The sequence below is a fragment of the Streptomyces sp. NPDC030222 genome, from assembly GCF_055573115.1.
Map to the genome: position 1 here is coordinate 106,328 of NZ_JBVICA010000006.1, position 22,928 is coordinate 129,255.

The 22,928-nt window shown below is 71.3% G+C and carries 19 protein-coding genes; 5 read left to right on the top strand and 14 right to left on the bottom strand.

Going from position 1 to position 22,928, the window contains the following annotated elements; all coding sequences use genetic code 11:
- The 3 genes from zwf to pgl are packed head-to-tail and all read left to right on the top strand — an operon-like array spanning position 1 to position 3,322.
- The gene (gene zwf / locus ACZ4Z5_RS11115) at positions 1-1,524 is read left to right on the top strand and encodes a glucose-6-phosphate dehydrogenase (RefSeq protein ID WP_468259909.1); all 1,524 of its coding nucleotides are present in this window, start codon (positions 1-3) and stop codon (positions 1,522-1,524) included.
- Positions 1,521-2,540, top strand: a complete 1,020-nt coding sequence (gene opcA / locus ACZ4Z5_RS11120) for a glucose-6-phosphate dehydrogenase assembly protein OpcA (protein ID WP_468259912.1) — start codon at positions 1,521-1,523, stop codon at positions 2,538-2,540. The genes zwf and opcA overlap by 4 nt, the downstream gene beginning before the upstream one ends.
- Positions 2,537-3,322, top strand: coding sequence for a 6-phosphogluconolactonase (gene pgl / locus ACZ4Z5_RS11125; protein ID WP_468259915.1), 786 nt, complete (start codon positions 2,537-2,539; stop codon positions 3,320-3,322). Before opcA ends, pgl begins: the two co-directional genes overlap by 4 nt.
- Before the next feature lie 86 nt (positions 3,323-3,408).
- Here pgl and ACZ4Z5_RS11130 read toward each other — a convergent pair whose 3' ends face one another.
- The 12 genes from ACZ4Z5_RS11130 to uvrC all read right to left on the bottom strand — a co-directional run bounded on the left by ACZ4Z5_RS11130 (position 3,409) and on the right by uvrC (position 16,651).
- On the bottom strand, positions 3,409-4,251 hold the full coding sequence (locus ACZ4Z5_RS11130) for a poly-gamma-glutamate hydrolase family protein (RefSeq protein WP_468259917.1): 843 nt from the start codon (positions 4,249-4,251) through the stop codon (positions 3,409-3,411).
- A 151-nt stretch (positions 4,252-4,402) separates the two neighbouring features.
- The gene (gene pgi / locus ACZ4Z5_RS11135) at positions 4,403-6,055 is read right to left on the bottom strand and encodes a glucose-6-phosphate isomerase (protein WP_468260493.1); all 1,653 of its coding nucleotides are present in this window, start codon (positions 6,053-6,055) and stop codon (positions 4,403-4,405) included.
- Positions 6,056-6,121: 66 nt separating this feature from the next.
- Complete coding sequence (locus ACZ4Z5_RS11140) at positions 6,122-7,384, bottom strand: MFS transporter (protein ID WP_468259920.1); 1,263 nt, start codon at positions 7,382-7,384, stop codon at positions 6,122-6,124.
- A 178-nt stretch (positions 7,385-7,562) separates the two neighbouring features.
- A complete protein-coding gene (locus ACZ4Z5_RS11145) occupies positions 7,563-7,898 on the bottom strand; it encodes an RNA polymerase-binding protein RbpA (RefSeq protein ID WP_468259923.1) in 336 nt (111 codons plus the stop codon).
- Positions 7,899-8,010: 112 nt separating this feature from the next.
- On the bottom strand, positions 8,011-8,241 hold the full coding sequence (gene secG / locus ACZ4Z5_RS11150) for a preprotein translocase subunit SecG (RefSeq protein ID WP_468259925.1): 231 nt from the start codon (positions 8,239-8,241) through the stop codon (positions 8,011-8,013).
- A gap of 149 nt (positions 8,242-8,390) precedes the next feature.
- Positions 8,391-9,167 (bottom strand): triose-phosphate isomerase, encoded by a 777-nt coding sequence (gene tpiA, locus ACZ4Z5_RS11155; protein WP_468259928.1) that lies wholly within the window; start codon positions 9,165-9,167, stop codon positions 8,391-8,393.
- A 6-nt stretch (positions 9,168-9,173) separates the two neighbouring features.
- Positions 9,174-10,385, bottom strand: coding sequence for a phosphoglycerate kinase (locus ACZ4Z5_RS11160; protein WP_468259931.1), 1,212 nt, complete (start codon positions 10,383-10,385; stop codon positions 9,174-9,176).
- 106 nt (positions 10,386-10,491) lie between these two features.
- On the bottom strand, positions 10,492-11,496 hold the full coding sequence (gap, locus tag ACZ4Z5_RS11165) for a type I glyceraldehyde-3-phosphate dehydrogenase (RefSeq protein WP_468259934.1): 1,005 nt from the start codon (positions 11,494-11,496) through the stop codon (positions 10,492-10,494).
- Positions 11,497-11,690: 194 nt separating this feature from the next.
- Positions 11,691-12,680: a DNA-binding protein WhiA gene (gene whiA / locus ACZ4Z5_RS11170; RefSeq protein ID WP_468259937.1), complete on the bottom strand. Its 990-nt coding sequence runs from the start codon at positions 12,678-12,680 to the stop codon at positions 11,691-11,693.
- Positions 12,671-13,723, bottom strand: a complete 1,053-nt coding sequence (locus ACZ4Z5_RS11175) for a gluconeogenesis factor YvcK family protein (protein WP_468259939.1) — start codon at positions 13,721-13,723, stop codon at positions 12,671-12,673. The genes whiA and ACZ4Z5_RS11175 overlap by 10 nt, the downstream gene beginning before the upstream one ends.
- Positions 13,720-14,661 (bottom strand): RNase adapter RapZ, encoded by a 942-nt coding sequence (rapZ, locus tag ACZ4Z5_RS11180; RefSeq protein ID WP_468259942.1) that lies wholly within the window; start codon positions 14,659-14,661, stop codon positions 13,720-13,722. The genes ACZ4Z5_RS11175 and rapZ overlap by 4 nt, the downstream gene beginning before the upstream one ends.
- Positions 14,654-16,651: an excinuclease ABC subunit UvrC gene (gene uvrC / locus ACZ4Z5_RS11185; protein WP_468259945.1), complete on the bottom strand. Its 1,998-nt coding sequence runs from the start codon at positions 16,649-16,651 to the stop codon at positions 14,654-14,656. Before uvrC ends, rapZ begins: the two co-directional genes overlap by 8 nt.
- Before the next feature lie 99 nt (positions 16,652-16,750).
- Between uvrC and ACZ4Z5_RS11190 the strand changes: the two genes are divergently transcribed.
- Positions 16,751-17,560, top strand: a complete 810-nt coding sequence (locus ACZ4Z5_RS11190) for an inositol monophosphatase family protein (protein ID WP_468259948.1) — start codon at positions 16,751-16,753, stop codon at positions 17,558-17,560.
- 481 nt (positions 17,561-18,041) lie between these two features.
- On the opposite strand, the gene ACZ4Z5_RS11195 is transcribed toward ACZ4Z5_RS11190, so the two are convergent.
- On the bottom strand, positions 18,042-18,470 hold the full coding sequence (locus tag ACZ4Z5_RS11195) for a Rieske (2Fe-2S) protein (RefSeq protein WP_468259950.1): 429 nt from the start codon (positions 18,468-18,470) through the stop codon (positions 18,042-18,044).
- 112 nt (positions 18,471-18,582) lie between these two features.
- Here ACZ4Z5_RS11195 and ACZ4Z5_RS11200 point away from each other — a divergent pair, with 112 nt between their 5' ends.
- Positions 18,583-19,485: a carbohydrate kinase family protein gene (locus tag ACZ4Z5_RS11200; protein WP_468259953.1), complete on the top strand. Its 903-nt coding sequence runs from the start codon at positions 18,583-18,585 to the stop codon at positions 19,483-19,485.
- Positions 19,486-19,922: 437 nt separating this feature from the next.
- Here the strand turns inward: ACZ4Z5_RS11200 and uvrA are convergent, their stop codons facing one another.
- Positions 19,923-22,904 (bottom strand): excinuclease ABC subunit UvrA, encoded by a 2,982-nt coding sequence (gene uvrA / locus ACZ4Z5_RS11205; RefSeq protein ID WP_468259956.1) that lies wholly within the window; start codon positions 22,902-22,904, stop codon positions 19,923-19,925.
- Between the last annotated feature and the right edge of the window lie 24 nt (positions 22,905-22,928).

The window sequence follows — 22,928 nt, forward strand, 5'->3', positions numbered from 1 at the left end:
TTGTCAAGCAGCAACCCGCTGCGTGACCCCGCAGACCGACGGCTCCCGCGTATCGCGGGGCCGTCGGGCCTGGTCATCTTCGGCGTCACCGGCGACCTGTCGCGCAAGAAGCTGATGCCGGCCGTGTACGACCTGGCCAACCGCGGGCTGCTCCCCCCGGGCTTCTCCCTGGTCGGTTTCGCCCGCCGTGAGTGGCAGGACGAGGACTTCGCCGCGGAGGTGCACCAGGCCGTCAAGCAGCACGCCAGGACGCCGTTCCGCGAGGAGGTCTGGCAGCAGCTCATCCAGGGCATGCGCTTCGTCCAGGGCGACTTCGACGACGACGACGCCTTCGAGATCCTGAAGAAGACGATCTCGGATCTCGACCAGGCACAGGGCACGGGCGGCAACTTCGCCTTCTACCTGTCGGTGCCGCCGAAGTTCTTCCCCGTCGTCGTCCAGCAGCTGAAGAAGCACGGGCTGGCCGAGCAGAAGGGCGGCTCCTGGCGCCGCGCGGTCATCGAGAAGCCCTTCGGCCACGACCTGGCCTCCGCCGAGGAGCTCAACGAGATCGTCCACGAGGTCTTCGCCCCGGACCAGGTCTTCCGGATCGACCACTACCTCGGCAAGGAGACCGTCCAGAACATCCTGGCGCTCCGCTTCGCCAACCAGATGTACGAGCCGCTGTGGAACCGCTCGTACGTCGACCACGTCCAGATCACCATGGCCGAGGACATCGGCATCGGGGGACGGGCCGGGTACTACGACGGCATCGGCGCGGCCCGTGACGTCATCCAGAACCATCTGCTCCAGCTGCTGGCCCTGACCGCGATGGAGGAGCCCGCCTCCTTCAGCGCGGACGCGCTGGCCGCGGAGAAGACCAAGGTGCTCGGCGCGGTACGACTGCCGAAGGACCTCGCCAAGAGCACCGTGCGCGCCCAGTACACGGGCGGCTGGCAGGGCGGCGAGAAGGCCGTCGGGTACCTCCAGGAGGAGGGCATCGACCCCAAGTCGAAGACCGACACCTACGCCGCGATCAAGCTGGAGATCGACAACCGCCGCTGGGCGGGCGTGCCGTTCTACCTGCGGACGGGCAAGCGGCTGGGCCGCCGGGTCACCGAGATCGCGGTGGTCTTCCAGCGCGCCCCGCACTCCCCCTTCGACCAGACCGCGACCCAGGAGCTGGGACAGAACGCCCTGGTCATCCGGGTGCAGCCGGACGAGGGCGTCACGGTCCGGTTCGGCTCGAAGGTGCCCGGCACCTCCATGGAGGTGCGGGACGTCTCGATGGACTTCGCGTACGGCGAGTCCTTCACCGAGTCCAGCCCCGAGGCCTACGAACGGCTGATCCTCGACGTGCTGCTGGGGGACGCCAATCTCTTCCCGCGCGTGGAGGAGGTCGAGCTGTCCTGGAAGATCCTCGACCCGATCGAGGTGTTCTGGGACCGGCACGGCAAGCCCGCGCAGTACCCGGCCGGCACCTGGGGACCGGTCGAGGCGGACGAAATGCTCGCACGAGACGGACGGAGCTGGCGCCGGCCATGAAGATCGACCTGACGGACACCACGGCCAGCAAGATCAACAAGGCGCTGGTGCAGGGCCGCCGGTCCATCGGCACCCCGGCCGTCGGCATGGTGCTGACCCTCGTCGTCGTCACCGACGAGGAGAACGCCTACGACGCCCTGAAGGCCGCCAACGACGCCTCCCGCGAGCACCCCTCGCGGACCCTCGTGGTCATCCGGCGCATCACCCGTTCGGCGCGCTCCCGCACCCGGTCCCGGCTGGACGCCGAGGTGCGGGTGGGCGCCGACGCGGGCACCGGCGAGACCGTGGTGCTGCGGCTCTACGGCGAGGTCGTCGACCACGCCCAGTCCGTGGTGCTGCCGCTGCTGCTGCCGGACGCGCCCGTCGTGGTGTGGTGGCCGATGGCGGGCCCGCTCGACCCGGCCAAGGACCCCCTGGGCGCCCTGGCCCAGCGCAGGGTGACGGACTCGTACGCGGCCGAGCAGCCCGTGGAGGAGCTCACCGCCCGGGCCGCCGCCTACACTCCGGGCGACACCGATCTGGCCTGGACCCGGGTCACCCCGTGGCGTTCGATGCTCGCGGCGGCGCTGGACCAGATGGAGTGCAAGGTCACCGCCGTCGAGGTGGAGGGCGAGGAGTTCAACCCGAGCTGCGAGCTGCTCGCCATGTGGCTCGCCGACCGGCTGGACGTCCCGGTGCGCCGGGCCGTCTCCGGGGGACCCGGCCTCACCGCCGTACGCATGGAGACCGACGGCGGGCCGATCGTGCTGGACCGTGCGGACGGTGCGCTCGCCACGCTCTCCATGCGCGGCCAGCCCGACCGGGCCGTGGCGCTGAAGCGCCGCGACACCGCGGAGCTGATCGCCGAGGAGCTGCGCAGGCTCGACCCGGACGACACCTACGCCTCCGCCCTGCGGTTCGGGGTGGACCGGCTGGGCGACGGCGCCGCTGCCCCCGAGGGCGGGACGGCCGCCGAAGGCGCGGCGGACCGGGCTCCGGCCCGCAAGGCCGGCGGGAAGAAGGCGGCGACGCCATGACGACTCACCAGCTCGTCGTCCACCGCGACAAGGACCTGATGGCGCAAGCCGCCGCGGCACGTCTGATCACCAGGATCGTGGATGCCCAGGCGGCGCGGGGCTCGGCATCGGTGGTGCTGACCGGCGGGCGCAACGGCAACGGTCTGCTGGCCGCGCTGGCCGCGGCCCCGGCCCGTGACGCCATCGACTGGGGCCGGCTCGACCTGTGGTGGGGCGACGAGCGGTTCCTGCCGGACGGTGACCCGGAGCGCAATGTCACCCAGGCCCGTGAGGCCCTGCTGGACGCCGTGCCGCTCGATCCGAAGCGGGTGCACGCGATGCCCGCGTCGGACGGCGCGTACGGCGGTGACGCGGACGCCGCGGCAGCCGGGTACGCGGAGGAACTGGCCGCGGCGGCGGGCCCGGAGGACCGGACCGGCGTTCCGGCGTTCGACGTGCTGATGCTGGGCGTCGGCCCGGACACCCACGTGGCGTCCCTGTTCCCGGAGCTGCCCGCGGTGCGGGAGACCGAGCGCACCGTCGTCGGGGTGCACGGAGCTCCGAAGCCTCCGCCCACCCGGGTCTCGCTCACGCTCCCGGCGATCAGGGCGGCCCGCGAGGTGTGGCTGCTGGCGGCCGGCGAGGACAAGGCCGGGGCGGTTGCGATCGCCCTCTCGGGGGCCGCAGGGGAGGTCCAGGCACCGGTGACCGGTGCCTACGGACGTTCCCGCACCCTCTGGCTGCTGGACTCCGCGGCGGCCGCACGGCTGCCGCGCGGCCTGTACCCACCGGCGTCGCCCTGAGCGGGTCCCGGAGTGTGACGGCCCGGTCCGCCCTGGAGGCGGCCCGGGCCGTTCCGTTCCCGCGGGGCGCCCCGCGGGGACCGGCGTCAGAGGACGACTTGTTCCGGCTTGGCCTCCAGCTTCGCGATGGCCCCGCGTGCGGCGCCGACGAAGCGGTCGAAGGCCTCGGTGGTGTGGCCCGCCCGCCGGGACACGGTGAAGCAGTCCTCTTCGAAGAAGCTCTTGCGCAGCTCGGTGGTCATCTCCAGCTGGGCGCCCTCGCCGAGCAGGGTCCGGTTGCAGATGTTGTTCTCGTCGACGCCGGCGAGCTTGGGAGCCTCCGACCCGTGGATGGGCTGGAAGCCCGCGTCCCGGAGCTCCGCGTACAGAAGATCCCGGAAGTCCTTGTTGCGGCCACCGACGACGACCGCTTCGGGCCGGTCCGCGGGAGCGCCCGCCTCACTCGCCTTGCAGCCGTGCAGACTCAGGACGTTGAGGCTGCCCGCCGCCATGGCGAGGGCCACGCGGTCGTCGTTGTGCGTGGAGGTGACGTGCAGTCTCCCGTTGTCCCCGTCCCCGATGCCCTCGAACATCCAGTAGTCGTGGAGGGCCCCGCCCGGGGTGGAGGGCTGCAGCGTGGCGGGGCGGTATCCGGCTATGGCGAGGCACAGTTCGGAGGTCCCGCCCTCGATGGCGCCGCCGTGCACGGCCATGATGGTGGTGCGGTGGAACGGGTGGCGCTGCCCGTAGCTCGTGTCCGCCCTCTCGTGGCGCTTGTACCGGCGGGCGTAGGTGGTGCCCTCCTGGCCGGCGAGCCGGGTGTAGAGGTCGGTGTTCGAGGAGTACTCGTCGGCGGCGTAGGCGGGGGTGGCGGCGAGGGCGTTCGCGAGGGAGGCGCTCAGCGCGGCACCGGCGAGCCCGGCCAGCATGGTACGGCGGTTGGTGGTCATGGAGTGCATGATCACCCGAACCGGTGCCGAAAGCCACGGAGTTGGAGCCCGAGGCCGTCCGGACCGTGGCCACCGGCCCGCCGGACCGCGACGCCGTCCGCTGCGCCCGTGCCGTACAACGGGGCGCAGCGGACCGGCATCTGTCACTGTGTCAGCGCCCCCGCAGGGAACGGTAGGTGGCGACCAGCGCGGCGGTGGAGCCGTCCAGGTTCTCGCCGCCGGTGCCCTCGGTGAGGACGGGCTCGATCCGCTTGGCGAGGACCTTGCCCAGTTCCACACCCCACTGGTCGAACGAATCGATGTTCCAGACGGCGCCCTGGACGAACACCTTGTGCTCGTAGAGCGCGACGAGCTGGCCGAGCACCGACGGGGTGAGCCCGGCGGCGAGGATCGTGGTGGTCGGGCGGTTGCCGGGGAACGTCTTGTGCGGGACGAGCTCCTCGGGAACGCCCTCGGCCCTCACTTCCTCGGGGGTCTTGCCGAAGGCCAGGGCCTGGGTCTGGGCGAAGAAGTTGGCCATCAGCAGGTCGTGCTGGGCGACGAGGCCGGGAAGCAGGTCGCCGACCGGGCGGGCGAAGCCGACGAAGTCGGCCGGGATGACCTTGGTGCCCTGGTGGATCAGCTGGTAGTAGGCGTGCTGTCCATTGGTGCCGGGCGTACCCCAGACCACCGGTCCGGTCTGCCAGGCGACGCGCCGCCCGTCGCGTTCCACCGCCTTGCCGTTGGACTCCATGTCCAGCTGCTGGAGGTAGGCGGTGAACTTGGACAGGTAGTGGCTGTACGGGAGGACGGCGTGCGACTGGGCGCCGAAGAACTCGCCGTACCAGATGCCCAGCAGGCCGAGCAGCAGCGGCGCGTTGACCTCGGCGGGGGCCGTGCGGAAGTGCTCGTCGACGAGATGGAAGCCGTCGAGCATCTCGCGGAAGTGGTCCGGGCCGATGGCGATCATCAGCGACAGGCCGATGGCGGAGTCGTAGGAGTAGCGGCCGCCGACCCAGTCCCAGAACTCGAACATGTTGGCCGGGTCGATGCCGAACTCCTGGACCTTCTCGGCGTTGGTCGACAGGGCCACGAAGTGCTTGGCGACGGCTTCCTGGCCGGCCTGGAGGCCGGTGAGCAGCCAGCTGCGGGCCGAGGTGGCGTTGGTGATGGTCTCGATGGTGGTGAAGGTCTTGGACGCGACGATGAACAGCGTCTCGGCCGGGTCGAGATCCCGGACGGCCTCGTGCAGGTCGGCGCCGTCGACGTTGGAGACGAAACGGAACGTCAGGTCGCGCGCGGTGTAGGAGCGCAGCGCCTCGTAGGCCATGGCCGGGCCGAGGTCGGAGCCGCCGATGCCGATGTTGACGACGTTCCTGATGGGCCTGCCGGTGTGGCCGGTCCACTGCCCGGAACGGACGCGGTCGGAGAACGCGGACATCTTGTCGAGGACCGCGTGCACGGCCGGCACCACGTTCTCCCCGTCGACCTCGACGACGGCGTCACGGGGCGCGCGCAGCGCGGTGTGCAGCACGGCGCGGTTCTCGGTCGTGTTGATCTTCTCGCCGCGGAACATGGCGTCGCGCAGCTCCGCCACCCCCGCGGCCGCCGCCAGCTCCCGGAGCAGCGTCAGCGTCTCGTCGGTCACGAGCTGCTTGGAGTAGTCGAGGTGGAGGTCGCCCACCTGGAGCGTGTAGCGGGTGCCGCGGTCGGGGTCCCCGGCGAACAGCTCCCGCAGATGCGTGTCACCGAACTGCTCCCGGTGCTTGCCCAGCGCTGTCCACTCGGGCATCTGGTTGAGCCTGGTACGGCCTTCTGCGTTCATCTCGGACATCAGCCCACTTCTTCTTGTACCTGGGTACCTGCCCCGCTGCCCCTCCAACCTAGTTGATCAGGCCTTGGAGGTAGGCATCAACGCCGCTACGGCGGTGACGAACAGTCCGGCGGCCAGGAAGGCGGGCGTGTTGAGCCCCCAGGCGGTGGCGGCGGCTCCGCCCGCGACGGCGCCGAGCGGGGCCCCGGCGACCGCCAGGGTGCGGAAGGCGGCGCTGACCCGGCCGAGGAGCGGCGTGGGGGTGCGCTCCTGCATCAGCGTCACCTGCTGGACGTTCCAGACCATGCCCATCACCCCGAACAGGGTGAGCGTGGCCACGGCGGCCCACAGGTCGCGGAACGTGCCCAGGGCCAGCAGGCAGCCGGTCTGCACGCACCCGGCGAGCAGCACGGAACGCGTCCGTCCGATGCGCTCGCCGATCCGGCGGGCGAGCAGTCCGCCGAGGACGCTGCCGCCGGCGTATCCGGTCAGGGCCATGCCGTAGCCGGTGTGACCGGCGCCGAGCCAGCCGGTGACATGGACGACGAGGGTGGCCATCAGGGCACCCACGCCGACGTTGCACAGGGTGGTGGCCACGCACAGTCCGCGCAGCGCGTGGTCCCGCCGGAGGAGGCGCAGCCCCTCCATGATCTCGGCGCGCAGCGTGCGGCCCGGCTCCCGCGGTGCCCGCTCCGGCGGCGATATGCGCAGCGAGGCGATGAGCAGGGCCGCCACGGCGTAGCTGACGGCGTCGACCGCGTACGGCACGGCGGCGCCGAGGGCCAGCAGGACCGGCACGAGCGGTCCCGCCACGAATCCGCCGGCCACCTGCTGACCGGTCATGAGCCGGGCGTTGGCACTGCCCAGTGCCTGCCCGGGGACGATCGAGGGGAGCAGCGCGGTCGCCGCATTGTCGAAGAGCGTCTGGAGGGCGGTCAGCGTGAACGCCAGCGCGATGAGCAGGGCGATCGAGGTGTGCCCGAGGGCGACGGCGACGGCGAAGCCCCCGACCACGGCGGCGCGGGCCAGGTCGACGGCCCACATGGCGCGACGCCGGTCGACCCGGTCGGCGATCGCGCCGCCTACGAGTCCGAACAGCAGCCAGGGCAGTAAGCCGCTTGCCGTGACGAGGGAGACCAGCAGGGGATCGGCGGTGAGGGACGCGGCGAGGAGCGGCAGCGCGGCGTTTCGCAGGGCGTCGCCCAGGCGGGAGACGACCGCGGCGGTCCACAGCCGTCCGAAGCCGCCGCGCCATGCGGGTGCTCGTGCCTCCGCGCGCCCGGTCGACTCCGCCGTCCCGGTCGAGTCCGCCTCTTCGGTGGTCTCTGCGGCCTTTGTCACGGCCTCCCCCTCGCCGCTCCGGTGATGTTCCGTACCGACGTTAGGGGGTGCCACTGACAACGGGCCGGCGGACGCCGGGGACGAAGCATCGGGGCCGGAGCATGCTGCGGCACCGGGCGCTCCGCGGGCCGAAGCACTCAGGCCGGACACCCTGGGGCGTCCGGCCTGACCGCAATTCTCAGATCTCGCCGCGCAGTTTGGCGAGCGCCTCGGCGAGGATCGCCTCGCCGTCCTCGTCGCTGCGCCGCTCCCTGACGTACGCGAGGTGCGTCTTGTAGGGCTCGGTGCGCGGCGGGGCGGGGGGATTGTCCCGGTCCTGCCCGGCCGGGAACCCGCACCGCGGGCAGTCCCACGTTTCCGGAACCTGCGCGTCGCTCGCGAAGCTGGGCTGCGTCTCGTGCCCGTTCGAGCACCAGAAGGAGATGCGGAGGCGCGGGGCGGACTCGCCACGCTCCGCCTCACCCATCGGCCCCGCTCCGACCCGACTCCCTCGGATCGCGTTGCCACTTGCCACGGTCGTAACTCCCTGAGTGATGCTGCTCGAAGAGGGCCCAGTCTACGTAAGGCCCAACGCGCGTCCAGTGATTGGAGTTACACCCCGCCCCCGGGACGCCGGCGAGGTGTGCTCAGCTGTCCAGCTTGATGAGCAGACCAAGCACGACAATGCTGACGAACCACAGCAGACCGACCACCACGGTGATCCGGTCGAGGTTGCGCTCGGCGACCGAGGAACCACCGACGGAGGACTGCATGCCACCGCCGAACATGTCGGAGAGGCCGCCGCCCTTCCCCTTGTGCATCAGCACCAGAAGCATCAGCAGCACGCTGAAGACGATCAGGGCGATCGAGAACCCCATAACCACGGCTGGACCAACTTCCTCGGACTCAATGGGACTGAGATGAACGACGCGGGGGCCGGTGGCCCGCCACGCGGCGCAGCCGCCTCGTGGCACAGCGAACCTGTCCGGCCCCCGCAAGGGTACGACGGATCGTCCCTACCGCATACTCACTGGTCGCGGAACCGGACGATCCTCACGAACTCCTCGTGGTCCAGCGAGGCACCGCCCACCAGGGCGCCGTCCACGTCGGGCTGCGCCATGATCGCGGCGACGTTGCCCGCCTTCACCGAGCCGCCGTACTGGATACGGACCTTGTCGGCCAGGTCCTGGGAGTACAGCTCGGCGAGACGTCCGCGGATGGCACCGCAGACCTCCTGGGCGTCCTCGGGGGTGGCGACCTCGCCGGTGCCGATGGCCCACACCGGCTCGTAGGCGATCACGACGGTCTCGGCCTGCTCGGCCGGGACGTCCTTCAGGCCGCCGTCGAGCTGCGCGAGGGTGTGCGCGACGTGGTTGCCGGCCTTGCGGACGTCCAGGCCCTCGCCGATGCACAGGATCGGGGTGAGGCCGTGCCGGAAGGCGGCCTTGACCTTGGCGTTGCAGAGCTCGTCGGTCTCGCCGTGGTACTGGCGGCGCTCGCTGTGGCCGACGGCCACGTACGCGCACTTCAGCTTGGCGAGCATGGCGCCGGAGATCTCACCGGTGTACGCGCCGGAGTCGTGGGCCGAGAGGTCCTGGGCGCCGTACTTGATCTTCAGCTTGTCGGCCTCGATCAGGGTCTGCACACCGCGCAGATCGGTGAAGGGCGGCAGGACCGCGACCTCGACGGCGTCGTAGTCCTTGTCGTTCAGGGCGAAGGCGAGCTTCTGGACGTGGGCGATGGCCTCGAGGTGGTTGAGGTTCATCTTCCAGTTGCCCGCCATCAGCGGGGTACGCGAAGTCACTTTGGTTCAGTCCTCCAGTGCGGCGAGGCCGGGCAGCGTCTTGCCCTCGAGGTATTCGAGGCTGGCGCCACCACCGGTCGAGATGTGGCCGAATGCGGTCTCGTCGAAGCCCAGGATGCGGACCGCCGCAGCGGAGTCGCCGCCGCCGACGACCGTGAAGGCCGGGGAGTCGATGAGGCCCTGGGCGACCGCCTTGGTGCCCTCGGCGAAGTCGGGGTGCTCGAACACGCCCATCGGGCCGTTCCAGAACACGGTGGCCGCGTCGACGAGCTTCGCGGCGTACAGCTCGCGGGTCTTCGGGCCGATGTCCATGGCCTCCTGGTCGGCCGGGATGGCGTCCGCGGAGACCGTGGCCGGGTTGGCCGGGGCCTTGGTCTTCAGGTCCGGGAACTCCGGGGCGACCAGGACGTCGACGGGGAGCACGAACTCCACACCGCGCTTCTCGGCACGGGCCAGGTACTCCAGGCACGCCGGGACCTGGTCCTCCTGCAGCAGCGACCTGCCGACCTCGTGGCCCTTGGCCTTGAGGAAGGTGTACGCCATACCCCCGCCGATGAGGATGCGGTCGGCCTTCTCCAGCAGCTGGTCGATCACGGCGAGCTTGTCGGAGACCTTGGCGCCGCCGAGCGCGACGACGTAGGGGCGCGCGACGTCCTCGGTGAGCTTCTTCAGGACGGAGACCTCGGCGGCGATCAGGTAGCCGGCCGCGTGCGGCAGCCGGGCCGGCAGGTCGAAGACCGAGGCGTGCTTGCGGTGCACGGCACCGAAGCCGTCGCCGACGTAGAGGTCGGCGAGCTCGGCGAGCTGATCGGCGAAGGCTCCGCGCTCGGCGTCGTCCTTGCTGGTCTCACCGGGGTTGAAGCGAAGGTTCTCCAGGACCACGACCTGGCCGTCGCCGAGGCCCGCCACGAGGGACTTCGCGGACTCGCCGACGGTGTCGGTGGCGCAGGAGACGTCCTGCTTCAGCAGCTCGCCGAGCCGCACGGAGACCGGGCCGAGCGAGTAGGCCGGGTCCGGCGCACCCTTGGGGCGGCCGAGGTGCGAGGCCACGACGACCCGGGCACCGGCATCGGCGAGGGCCTCCACCGTGGGGAGCACCGCACGGATACGGCCGTCGTCGGTGATCGTGGTGCCGTCGAGCGGCACGTTGAGGTCGGCGCGGACGAATACCCGCTTGCCGGCCACGCCCTCGGCGAGAAGTTCGTCGATCGTCTTCATGTGTTGCTGACTCCTAGGGAGGGTCGCGGACAAGCCACAGGGCCCGGCTAGCGCGGCGTTGCGCTGCCCGAGCCCTGTGCTCACATCGGGATGCCTACGGCCGGGATCAGAGCTGGCTGCCGACGAAGACCGTCAGGTCGACGAGGCGGTTGGAGTAGCCCCACTCGTTGTCGTACCAGCCGACGACCTTGATCTGCTTGCCCTGGACCATCGTCAGGGAGGAGTCGAAGGTGCAGGAGGCCGGCCAGTTCACGATGTCGGAGGAGACGATCGGGTCCTCGGTGTACTCCAGGATGCCCTTCAGCTGGCCCTCGGCGGCCTTCTGGAAGGCAGTGTTGATCTCGTCCCTGGTGACCTCGCGGTCGAGCTCGATGACGAGGTCGGTGACCGAACCGGTCGGGACCGGGACGCGCATGGCGATGCCGTCCAGCTTGCCCTTCAGCTGCGGGAGGACCAGGGCGGTCGCCTTGGCGGCACCCGTCGAGGTCGGGATGATGTTCTCCGCGGCGGCACGGGCCCGGCGCAGGTCCTTGTGCGGGAAGTCCAGGATGCGCTGGTCGTTGGTGTACGCGTGGACCGTGGTCATCAGACCCTTGACGATGCCGAAGTTCTCGTCGAGGACCTTGGCCATCGGCGCCACGCAGTTGGTGGTGCAGGAGGCGTTGGAGATGACGTGGTGGTTGGCCGCGTCGTACTTCTCCTGGTTCACGCCCATCACGATGGTGATGTCCTCGTCGCTGGCCGGAGCCGAGATGAGGACCTTCTTGGCGCCGCCGGCGATGTGCTTCTCGGCGTCCGCCTTCTTCGTGAAGATGCCGGTCGACTCGATGACGATGTCGACGCCCAGCTCGCCCCAGGGGATGTCGGCCGGGTTGCGCTCGGACAGGACCTTGATGGTGTGGCCGTCGACGGTGATGGTGTCTTCGGTGTGGCTCACCTCGGCCTTGAGGCGGCCCAGGATCGTGTCGTACTTCAGGAGGTGCGCGGTGGTCGCGGTGTCACCCAGGTCGTTGACAGCCACGATCTCGATGTCCGCCCCCTGCTCCAGCAGCGCGCGGAAGTAATTACGACCGATGCGGCCAAAGCCGTTGATGCCTACGCGGATCGTCACGAACCGATCTCCTCGTATGTATGCCGGGTTCGACGCCGGCGGGCTATATGAGATGTCCCCGACCGCCTACGACCCTACCTCCCCCGGGGCCCTGCGGGGACATCGAGCGGGCCCGAAACGCAAGGGCGGCCCGTACCCGCGAGTAGGGTGCGGACCGCCCTCGCTTTTGGGTCGGGCGCGGTGGCGCCGGGCCGTCATCCGACGAGACCGTCGGCCATCTCCTCGGTCAGATTCGACTCGGTGCCCGGAATGCCCAGATCGGCGGCCCGCTTGTCGGCCATGGCAAGCAGCCGGCGGATCCGGCCCGCGACGGCGTCCTTGGTCAGCGGCGGCTCGGCGAGCGCGCCCAGCTCCTCCAGGGAGGCCTGCTTGTGCTCCATCCGCAGCCGGCCCGCGGCGGCGAGGTGCTCGGGGACCTCGTCGCCGAGGATCTCCAGGGCCCGCGCCACCCGGGCACCGGCCGCGACCGCGGCCCGCGCCGAACGCCGCAGGTTGGCGTCGTCGAAGTTGGCGAGCCGGTTGGCGGTGGCCCGCACCTCGCGGCGCATCCGCCGCTCCTCCCAGGCGAGCACCGACTCGTGGGCGCCGAGCCGCGTCAGCAGCGCGCCGATCGCATCACCGTCACGGACGACCACGCGGTCGACGCCGCGCACCTCACGGGCCTTGGCGGCGATGGACAGCCGACGTGCCGCTCCGACGAGCGCCAGCGCGGCCTCGGGGCCGGGGCAGGTGACCTCCAGCGAGGAGGAACGGCCCGGTTCGGTGAGCGAGCCGTGCGCGAGGAACGCGCCGCGCCAGGCGGCCTCGGCGTCGCAGGTGGCCCCCGAGACCACCTGCGGCGGCAGCCCTCGGATGGGACGGCCGCGGCCGTCGACCAGTCCGGTCTGGCGGGCCAGTTGGTCGCCGCCGGCGACCACGCGCACGAGGTAGCGGGAACCGCGGCGCAGCCCGCCCGGGGCCATCACCACCAGTTCGGAGGAGTGTCCGAAGATCTCCAGGATGTCCTTCTTGAGCCGGCGCGCCGCGAAGCTGGTGTCCAGCTCCGCCTCGATCACGATGCGCCCGCTCACCAGATGCAGCCCGCCCGCGAACCGCAGGATCGCCGAGACCTCCGCCTTCCTGCAGCAGGTCCGGGTGACGGGAAGCCGGGAGATCTCGTCCTTCACCGCTGCCGTCATCGCCATGGGCCGATCCTTCCATGCATCCGAAAAATACGGTCGTACGCGGCGGCCAGCAGCTCCGGGTCGTGCTTCTGCGAGCTGTGGGGACTCGCCACCGGCGCCAGCTCGACCGCGGCGCCGAAACGCCTGGCGGCGTCGGCGAGGGAGTCCCGGTCGGGCACGGCGGCCGAGTCGGCCAGCACCACGTCGAGGGCGAGTTTAGGGGCGTGTCGGGCCAAAACCTCCAAATGACGCTGCGGGGAGAAGCCGTCGGTTTCTCCCGGCTGCGGGGCGAGGTTGAGGGACAGCACCCGGCGCGCCTTGGTCTCCACGAGCGCGTCCAGCAGCTCGGGCACGAGGAGGTGCGGTATCACCGAGGAGAACCACGAACCGGGGCCGAGCACCACCCAGTCGGCGTCCAGGACCGCGGCGACGGCCTCGGGCACCGCCGGCGGGTCGTTGGGCACCAGGTGGACCGACTGCACCTCCCCGGGGGTGAGGGCGACGGTCGCCTGCCCGCGGACGGTCCCCACCTCGTCCGGCCGCGCCGGGTCGTGGCCGCGGACGAGCGCCTGAAGTTCGAGCGGGACGGCCGACATCGGCAGGACCCGGCCCTGCGCTCCGAGGAGCCTGCCGACCAGGTCCAGTGCCTGGACGGGGTCGCCCAGCTGCTCCCACAGGGCCACGATGAGGAGGTTCCCGACGGCGTGGCCGTGCATCTCGCCCTGGGACTGGAAGCGGTGCTGGATGACCCTGGCCCAGGTCTGCCCCCAGTCGTCGTCGCCGCACAGCGCGGCGAGCGCCTTGCGCAGGTCCCCGGGCGGGAGCACGCCGAGTTCCTGGCGCAGGCGTCCGCTGGAGCCGCCGTCGTCGGCGACGGTGACCACGGCGGTGAGGTCGCCGGTGATCCGGCGGAGGGCGGCCAGCGAGGCGGACAGGCCCATGCCGCCGCCGAGCGCGACGACCTTCGGCTGGGCACCGCGCTTGCGGACCGGTCGTGCGCCGGCTGCGCTGCGCTCCGGCGCGGTGCGCCGGAGCCTGCGGAGCCGGAGGTTGCGTCCGGTCACTCGCGCCCCATGTCACGGTGCACGACGACGGTTTCGATGCCTTCGGAGGCCAGGCGGGCGGCGAGCTTCTCGGACATGGCGACACTGCGGTGCTTGCCGCCGGTGCAGCCGACGGCGATGGTCACGTAGCGCTTGCCCTCACGGCGGTAGCCGGTGGCGATGAGCTGGAGCAGCTCGGTGTACCGGTCGAGGAACTCCTTCGCGCCGGGCTGGTTGAAGACGTAGCCCGAGACCTCCTCGTTCAGACCGGTGAAGGGCCGCAGCTCGGGCACCCAGTGCGGGTTCGGGAGGAAGCGGCAGTCGACGACGAGGTCGGCGTCGACCGGCAGGCCGTACTTGTAGCCGAAGGACATCACGGTCGCCCGCAGCTCGGGCTCCTCGTCGCCGGCGAACTGGGCGTCCATCTTGGCGCGCAGTTCGTGGACGTTGAGGCTGGAGGTGTCGATCACCAGGTCGGCGTCGCCGCGCAGTTCGCGCAGCAGATCGCGCTCCGCCGCGATGCCGTCGACGATCCGGCCGTCGCCCTGGAGCGGGTGCGGCCTGCGGACCGACTCGAAGCGGCGGACCAGTGCCTCGTCGGAGGACTCCAGGAACACGATCCTCCGGGTGACCTGCTGGGAGTCCAGGTCGGCGAGGGATTCGCGGAGGGCGTCGAAGAACTGGCGGCCGCGGACGTCGACGACCACGGCGATCCGGGCGACGTTGCCTTGGGAGCGGGCGCCGAGCTCCACCATGGTGGGGATCAGTGCGGGCGGCAGGTTGTCGACGACGAACCAGCCGAGGTCCTCGAGACACTTGGCGGCCGTGCTGCGGCCCGCCCCCGACATTCCGGAGATGATGACCAGCTCGGGGATGGCCGCCTCGGCGGCCTCTCCGGGCTCCGTGGTCGTGCCGGTACTCACGTGTGCTCCGTCTCGGTCGTACTCGTTCTCAGTCATGCGTGCCCCCGTCGTCTTCAATGATCTCTCCTGTCGCCGTGTTCACGGCGGGTGCGGCCGGAGCCGCGGCCGCGAGGGCCGCTGCCACGGTCTCGGCCGTCCTGCGGCCTATCCCGGGCACCTCGCAGATCTGCTCGATTGTCGCCGACCGGAGTTTCTTCACCGAGCCGAAATGCTTGATCAGGGCCTGCCTGCGGGACTCCCCGAGGCCGGGGACGGTGTCGAGCGGACCGGCTTTGAGACGTTTGGTGCGCTTGCTGCGCTGATAGGTGATCGCGAAGCGGTGAGCCTCGTCACGTACCCGCTGGAGCAGATAGAGGCCCTCGCTGGTGCGGGGCAGCACCACGGGGTCGTCCTCGTCGGGCAGCCAGACCTCCTCCAGGCGCTTGGCGAGCCCGCAGACCGCGACGTCGTCCACGCCCAGCTCGTCGAGGGCCCGCTTCGCCGCCATGACCTGGGGCCTGCCGCCGTCGACCACGACGAGCTGCGGCGGGTACGCGAACCGCTTCGGCTTGCCGTCGTCCTCGGGGGGCGGCTCCTCCTCGGTCCACTCCCCCGTCTTCAGCTTCTCCTGGAGGTATCGCCGGAAGCGCCGGCCGATCACCTCGTGCATCGACCGGACGTCGTCCTGGCCCTCGCCGTGCCAGACCTGGGTGTCCCCGACCCGGCCCTTGATCTGGAAGCGGCGGTACTCGCTCTTACGGGGCAGTCCGTCCTCGAACACGACCATGGAGGCCACGACGTCCTCGCCCTGGAGGTGCGAGACGTCGAAGCACTCGATGCGCAGCGGGGCACTGTCGAGGTCCAGCGCCCGGGCGATCTCCTCGAGGGCCCGGGAGCGGGTGCTCAGGTCGCTGGCCCGCTTGGTCTTGTGCAGGGCGAGGGCCTGCTGCGCATTGCGCTGGACCGTGGCCATCAGGTCCCGCTTGTCGCCGCGCTGCGGTATGCGCAGGGACACCTGGGAGCCGCGCCGGCCGCCGAGCCACCGGGTGACCGCGTCGGCGTCCTCCGGGAGCGCCGGGACCAGGACCTCCTTGGGCACGGCCTCGCCCGACTCATCGCCGTACAGCTGCTGGAGGGCGTGCTCGACGAGACCGGCCGTGTCGACGGCCTCGACCTTGTCGGTGACCCAGCCGCGCTGTCCCCGGACCCGTCCGCCGCGGACGTGGAAGATCTGCACGGCCGCTTCCAGCTCGTCCTCGGCGAGGGCGATCAGGTCGGCGTCGGTGGCGTCGGCGAGCACCACGGCGTTCTTCTCCATCGCGCGCCGCAGCGCCTCGATGTCGTCGCGGAGCCGGGCCGCCCTCTCGTACTCCATCTCCTCGGCCGCGGCCATCATGTCCTGCTCCAGGCGGCGCAGGTACGTGCCGGTGCGGCCGGCCACGAAGTCGCAGAAGTCCTCGGCCAGTTCTCGGTGCTCCTGCTCGGTCACCCGCCCGACGCAGGGTGCGGAGCACTTCCCGATGTAGCCGAGGAGACAGGGGCGGCCGATCTGGGCGGAACGTTTGAAGACACCGGCGGAGCAGGTGCGCACCGGGAAGACCCGGAGCATCAGGTCGACGGTCTCGCGGATCGCCCACGCGTGCGCGTACGGGCCGAAGTAGCGCACGCCCTTGCGCTTGGCGCCGCGCATCACCTGCACGCGGGGGTACGTCTCGTTCATCGTCACCGCGAGGTAGGGGTAGCTCTTGTCGTCGCGGTACTTGACGTTGAAGCGCGGGTCGAACTCCTTGATCCAGGAGTACTCCAGCTGGAGCGCCTCCACCTCCGTGGAGACCACCGTCCACTCCACGGACGCCGCCGTGGTGACCATGGTCCGGGTGCGCGGATGCAGGTTCGCCACGTCCTGGAAGTAGTTGGCGAGGCGCTGGCGCAGGCTCTTGGCCTTCCCGACGTAGATCACGCGGCGGTGCCCGTCGCGGAACCGGTAGACCCCCGGCGAGTCGGGGATCTCTCCCGGCTTGGGGCGGTAGCTGGAGGGGTCTGCCATGAGTCACACCCTACTGTCGCGGTGTGACAGCGGGAGGTCTCATCCGCCATGATCACCGGCGCGGCGCCCGGTCCCCCGGCCCGTGCCTATGATCGGGCCGTGACCGCTGCCCATGACGTCGAACGCCTGGTGACGGCCGCCCGGGACGCCTGCCGGGAGGCGGCCGCCCTGCTGCGCCGACGCGCGGCCGAGCCGCTGGATGTGCGGTCCAAGAGCGCGCACGAACAGGTCACGGACGCCGATGTGACCGCGGAGCGGGCGCTGCGCTCCCTGCTGGCGGAGGCGGTGCCCGGTTCGGCCGTCGTCGGCGAGGAGCTGGCGCCGCGTCCGGGCTCCGGGGTCACCTGGTACGTCGACCCGCTCGACGGCACCCACAACTACCTGCGCGGGCTGCCGCTGGCGTGCGTGGCCGTCGCCGCCGCCGTGGACGGCCGGCTGGTCGCGGGCTGTGTGCACGACGTCTTCCGCGACGAGTCGTTCAGCGGTGGCGAAGGGGTGCCGCTGCGCGTCGACGGCGCCGCGCCGCCGCCCCCCACGGAGTCCCCCGGACGTCCGCTGGCCGTTACGGACGTACCGCTGCGCCCGGACGACCTGACGGGCGCGCGGTTCCTGACGGACCTGATGGCGAGGGCGGACGTCCGGAGGATCTATTCGACGGCGCTGTCGCTGGCGTGGACGGCAGCGGGGCGGACGGACCTCGCCTGCAACTCGGGCATCCGCCCGTGGGACGTCGCCGCGGGCGCGGTACTGGTACGGACGGCGGGCGGCCGCTACACCCCGGTGGGCGGCCCGGACCCGGTGACGGCCCGCGGCTTCGTCGCCGTACGCCCGGGCTGGGAGGGAGCAGGTCCCTTGGAGCGGTGGGCCGTCGAACGGCTCTCGCCTGTGGTGGCGGCGGTACGGGAGTGAGGGTGGCCGGGGCGTGTGACGGGTGCACGCATCGGGACCGGTGCGGGCGACGGGACGCCCCGGCCGCGGGCCACGGTGATGACCGTGGTGCGCGTGGCGGCGACGACCGCGGCGCGCATGACGGCGACGGTCCAGGTGCGGGCGATGGGCCGCGCCACACCCTTCGGCGACACACCTGGTCGAGCACTCCGGCCTGTGTGGTCGGGCGGCGGGCCCGGTCCGGGGTCCTCACGGCCGTCCGTGACCGGGGCCCTCGGGAACGAGGCCCTCGGGGACGGGGCCTTCACGACCGCGCGGGGTCCTCACGGCCGTCCGCGGCCGGGGCCCTGGGGACCAGGGCCCTCGGGAACGGGGCCTTCACGACCGCCCGGGCCCGGCATGCTCAGGACCGGCTCGGACCGGCGTCCTCAGGGTCGGGATCCCGGGGCGGACCGGACCCCGCTGAGCCGGCCCGAAGTGCGACCGGCCGGTGGGCGCGGCTTCAGGCGTCCGGGCCCGCGACGAGGTTGCCGCCCTTGGCCACGACCGGCACCTCCGGCAGCGGCACGGTCGCCGGGCCCTGGAGCACCTTGCCGGTGTTCACGTCGAAACGGCTGCCGTGGCAGGGGCAGTTGCCCTCCATGTTCTCGATCTTGTCGAGAACACAGCCCGCGTGGGTGCACTGCGCACTGAACGCCTTGTACTCGTTCTCGGCGGGACGGACCACGAGCAGGCGCTGCTCGCGGTAGAGCTTCGCGCCGCCGACCGGTACGGCGGCCGTCGGGCCGAGCGGCACCGGTGCCGTGGGCGTGGGGGTCCGGGCGTGCCCGAGCTTGGACTCCGTCGAGCAGGCGGCTGCGCACACCCCGGCCGCGCCGGCGAGGGCGGCGCCTTTGAGCACGGTTCGGCGGGCGGCGGACGGGCCGGGCATACGGACTCCCTGGTCAAGGCGTGCATCATGGGCGTTGTCGGGGTGTTTTCGACGAGTTCGACGATACCTGTGGCCTTCTCGGCCCCCGGACGATGGGCTACGTTCAGGAGCCGTGATCGTCGTCGCAGGTGAGTCCTTGATCGACCTGGTGCCGGCCGGGACCGCCGCCACGGGCGTCGGATCCCTGCCGGCGCTGCACCCGAGGCCGGGCGGCGGTCCGTACAACACGGCCGTCGCACTGGGTCGGCTCGGTGCCCGTACGGCCTTCTGCTCGCGGATCTCCACGGACGGCTTCGGCGAGGCGCTGCTCGCCGGTCTCCGCTCGGCCGGGGTGGACGTGTCCCTGGTGCAGCGGGGCCCGGAACCGACGACCCTCGCGGTGGCGACGGTCCGTACGGACGGATCCGCGGGGTACGGCTTCTACGCGGAGGGCACTGCGGACCGGCTCTTCGAGCTGCCGCCCGCGCTGCCCGAGGAGGTGCGGGCGCTGGCGGTGGGCACGTGCTCGCTGGCACTGGAGCCGGGCGCGAGCGCGTACGAGGCGCTGCTGCGGCGCGAGGCGCGACGCGGGTCGTTCACCCTCCTCGATCCGAACGTCCGGCCCGCTCTGATCCCGGACGCGGACGCCTACCGGGCTCGGTTCAGGGGCTGGCTGCCCCACGTGACCCTGCTGAAGCTCTCCGAGGACGACGCCGCCTGGCTCGGCGGCACACCGCGGGACTGGACGGCCCTGGGCCCGGCCGCCGTGGTGCTCACCCGGGGCGGGGACGGGCTCATGGTCCGGACCAGGAGCGGGCTGGAGGTCTCGGTCGCCGCGGCGCCGGTGGAGGTCGTGGACACCATCGGCGCGGGCGACACGGTGAACGCGGCGCTGCTCCACCTGCTGGCCGGCCGGCGGCTGGACGGCCTCGGTCCGCGCGACTGGACGGAGGTACTGGGCTTCGCGGCCCGCGCGGCAGCCCTGACCTGCTCCCGCGCGGGAGCACACCCTCCGACGGCCACGGAACTGGCGTAGCCGAGGCGGGCGGCGGCGGACGCCCTTCCCGGAACGAACGGGAAGGACGGCCCGGAAGTCGTCGGCCGCGGCAGGTGAGCGGACCGGCGGTACGGGACCAGACCGACAGCCGGCCCCGTACCGCCGGATGCCCGGCCGAGGCGCTGCGCGACGCCATGACGATGCGACGCCATGACGATGCGACGATGCGACGCCCAACCCGGCCCGCCTGGCCGGTGGCCCCGAGAGCCACCGCCCGGCAACCACAGCGCCCCCCGGACCACGCGGAGAAGCCCCCCGGTCTTGCGGCCCTCACGGACCCGAGCCGCGGTCCACGGCCGGTTCCGGAGTCCGCCCCTGGGCCCGGGCGCGGCAGGTCGGCCGGACCGAGCCGCCCCCTGGCCCCGAACCGTCACGCCATCACGGGCGCCGAGCCGTGGAGTCCGGGCGCCGGCTTGTCAGCCCTTGTCGGCAACACGGGCCCTGGCGGTCGCCGTCTTCCTGGCGGGGGCCGCCTTCGCGGCCACCGAGTTCGCCGCGGTCGTCTTCTTCGCCGAGGTGCGCTTCCGCGCGGCCGGCACCGTCGCGTCACTGATCCTCTCGGCGCCGAGGATCTCCCTCAGGAACTTGCCGGTGTGGCTGGCGGGGACGGCCGCGACGTCCTCGGGTGTGCCCTCGGCGATGACCAGTCCACCGCCGCTGCCGCCCTCCGGGCCCATGTCGATGACCCAGTCCGCGGTCTTGATGACGTCCAGGTTGTGCTCGATGACGATCACCGTGTTGCCCTTGTCGACGAGTCCGGACAACACCTTGATCAGCTTGCTGATGTCCTCGAAGTGCAGACCGGTGGTCGGCTCGTCCAGGACGTAGACCGTGCGGCCGGTGGAGCGCTTCTGGAGCTCCGAGGCCAGCTTGACGCGCTGGGCCTCGCCGCCGGAGAGCGTCGGCGCGGACTGTCCGAGCCGGACGTAGCCGAGTCCGACCTCGTTGAGGGTCCTGAGGTGCCGGGAGATCGTCGGGACGGCCTCGAAGAAGTGCAGGGCCTCCTCGATCGGCATGTCCAGGACCTCGGCGATGGACTTGCCCTTGTAGTGGACCTCCAGGGTCTCCCGGTTGTAGCGGGCGCCGTGGCAGACCTCGCACGGCACGTACACGTCCGGGAGGAAGTTCATCTCGATCTTGATGGTGCCGTCGCCCGCGCAGTTCTCGCAGCGTCCGCCCTTGACGTTGAAGGAGAAGCGGCCGGGCAGGTAGCCCCGCACCTTCGCCTCCATGGTCTCCGCGAACAGCTTGCGGACGTGGTCGAAGACGCCGGTGTACGTCGCCGGGTTCGACCGGGGCGTACGGCCGATGGGCGACTGGTCGACGTGCACGACCTTGTCGACGAGGTCGTCGCCCTCGACCCGGGTGTGCCGGCCGGGCACCGTGCGCGCGTTGTTCAGCTCGCGGGCCAGGTGCGTGTACAGGATGTCGTTGACCAGGGTCGACTTCCCGGATCCGGAGACGCCGGTGACCGCGGTCAGCACCCCGAGCGGGAACGGCACGTCGATGTCGCGGAGGTTGTTCTCCCGGGCGCCGTGCACGACGAGCCGGCGCGCCGGGTCCACCGGACGCCGGACGTCGGGCATCGAGATGGCCTTCTTGCCGGCGAGGTAACGGCCGGTCATGGACTCCTCGTTGACGAGGAGCTCCTTCAGCGGTCCGCTGTGCACGACCTTGCCGCCGTGCTCACCGGCGCCCGGGCCGATGTCGACGACCCAGTCCGCGACCTTGATGGTGTCCTCGTCGTGCTCGACGACGATCAGGGTGTTGCCCATGTCGCGCAGACGGACCAGCGTCTCGATGAGCCGGTGGTTGTCGCGCTGGTGCAGGCCGATGGACGGCTCGTCCAGGACGTAGAGCACTCCGACGAGGCCGGAGCCGATCTGCGTGGCGAGACGGATGCGCTGGGCCTCGCCGCCGGAGAGCGTGCCGGCCGCGCGGTTCAGCGAGAGGTAGTCCAGGCCCACGTCGACGAGGAAGCGCAGTCGCTCGTTGACCTCCTTGAGGACGCGCTCGGCGATCTTCTTGTCGCGGGCGCTGAGCTTCAGCTGTCCCAGGAACTCGGCGCACTCGCTGATCGACATCGCCGAGACCTGGGCGATGGACTTGTCCATGACCGTGACCGCGAGGACGATCGGCTTGAGGCGGCTGCCCTCACAGGTCGGGCAGGGCACCTCGCGCATGTAGCCCTCGAAGCGCTCCCGGCTGGAGTCGCTCTCGGCCTCGGAGTGGCGGCGCTTCACGAACGGCACCGCGCCCTCGAAGCCGGTGGTGTACGCCCGCTCGCGGCCGTAGCGGTTGCGGTAGCGCACCTCGATCTGCGTCTTGTGCCCGTACAGCAGGGCCTTCCTGGCCCGCTGCGGCAGCCCGGCCCACGGGATGTCGGTGCGGAAGCCCAGCGCGTCGGCGAGCGCGCCCACGAGCCGCCCGAAGTACTCCTTGGTGTGGCCGCCGGACCAGGGGTGGATCGCGCCCTCGTCGAGACTGCGCTCCTCGTCGGGGACGATCAGCTCGGGATCGACCTCCATGCGGGTCCCGATGCCCGTGCACTCGGGGCAGGCACCGAACGGCGAGTTGAAGGAGAAGGAACGCGGCTCCAGCTCCTCGAACGACAGATCGTCGTAGGGGCAGTACAGGTGCTCGGAGTACATCCGCTCGCGCTCGGGGTCGTCCTCGGGGAGATCGACGAAGTCGAGCACGACCATGCCGCCCGACAGGCCGAGGGCGGTCTCCACCGAGTCGGTGAGCCGCCGCTTGGCGCTCTCCTTGACGGTGAGGCGGTCCACGACCACCTCGATGGTGTGCTTCTCCTGCTTCTTCAGCTTGGGCGGGTCGGTCAGCTGGATGGTCTGCCCGTCCACCCGGGCCCGGCTGTACCCCTTGGTCTGGAGGTCGGAGAAGAGGTCGACGAACTCTCCCTTGCGCTCCCGGACCAGCGGCGAGAGGACCTGGAATCGGCTGCCCTCGGGGAGCTCCAGGACCTTGTCGACGATGGCCTGCGGCGACTGCCGGGAGATGGGCCGGCCGCACTCGGGACAGTGCGGCTTGCCGATCCTGGCGAAGAGCAGCCGGAGGTAGTCGTAGACCTCGGTGATCGTGCCGACCGTCGAGCGCGGGTTGCGGGAGGTCGACTTCTGGTCGATGGAGACCGCCGGGGACAGCCCCTCGATGAAGTCGACGTCCGGCTTGTCCATCTGCCCGAGGAACTGCCGGGCATAGGAGGACAATGACTCGACGTACCGGCGCTGACCCTCGGCGAAGATCGTGTCGAAGGCGAGCGAGGACTTGCCCGACCCCGAGAGGCCCGTGAACACGATGAGGGAGTCACGGGGGAGGTCGAGCGAGACGTTCTTGAGATTGTGCTCGCGAGCGCCACGGACGATGAGACGGTCGGCCACGCCGGTCCGCACCTTTCTTGAGAG

Coding starts and splice junctions, on each gene's coding strand:
- ACZ4Z5_RS11160 (WP_468259931.1), bottom strand. CDS start 10,385: ATGAAGACGATCGACGAACTTCTCGCCGAGGGCGTGGCCGGCAAGCGG.
- pgl (WP_468259915.1), top strand. CDS start 2,537: ATGACGACTCACCAGCTCGTCGTCCACCGCGACAAGGACCTGATGGCG.
- whiA (WP_468259937.1), bottom strand. CDS start 12,680: ATGGCGATGACGGCAGCGGTGAAGGACGAGATCTCCCGGCTTCCCGTC.
- ACZ4Z5_RS11130 (WP_468259917.1), bottom strand. CDS start 4,251: ATGACCACCAACCGCCGTACCATGCTGGCCGGGCTCGCCGGTGCCGCG.
- uvrC (WP_468259945.1), bottom strand. CDS start 16,651: ATGGCAGACCCCTCCAGCTACCGCCCCAAGCCGGGAGAGATCCCCGAC.
- pgi (WP_468260493.1), bottom strand. CDS start 6,055: ATGAACGCAGAAGGCCGTACCAGGCTCAACCAGATGCCCGAGTGGACA.
- opcA (WP_468259912.1), top strand. CDS start 1,521: ATGAAGATCGACCTGACGGACACCACGGCCAGCAAGATCAACAAGGCG.
- ACZ4Z5_RS11195 (WP_468259950.1), bottom strand. CDS start 18,470: ATGCCCGGCCCGTCCGCCGCCCGCCGAACCGTGCTCAAAGGCGCCGCC.
- rapZ (WP_468259942.1), bottom strand. CDS start 14,661: ATGACTGAGAACGAGTACGACCGAGACGGAGCACACGTGAGTACCGGC.
- secG (WP_468259925.1), bottom strand. CDS start 8,241: ATGGGGTTCTCGATCGCCCTGATCGTCTTCAGCGTGCTGCTGATGCTT.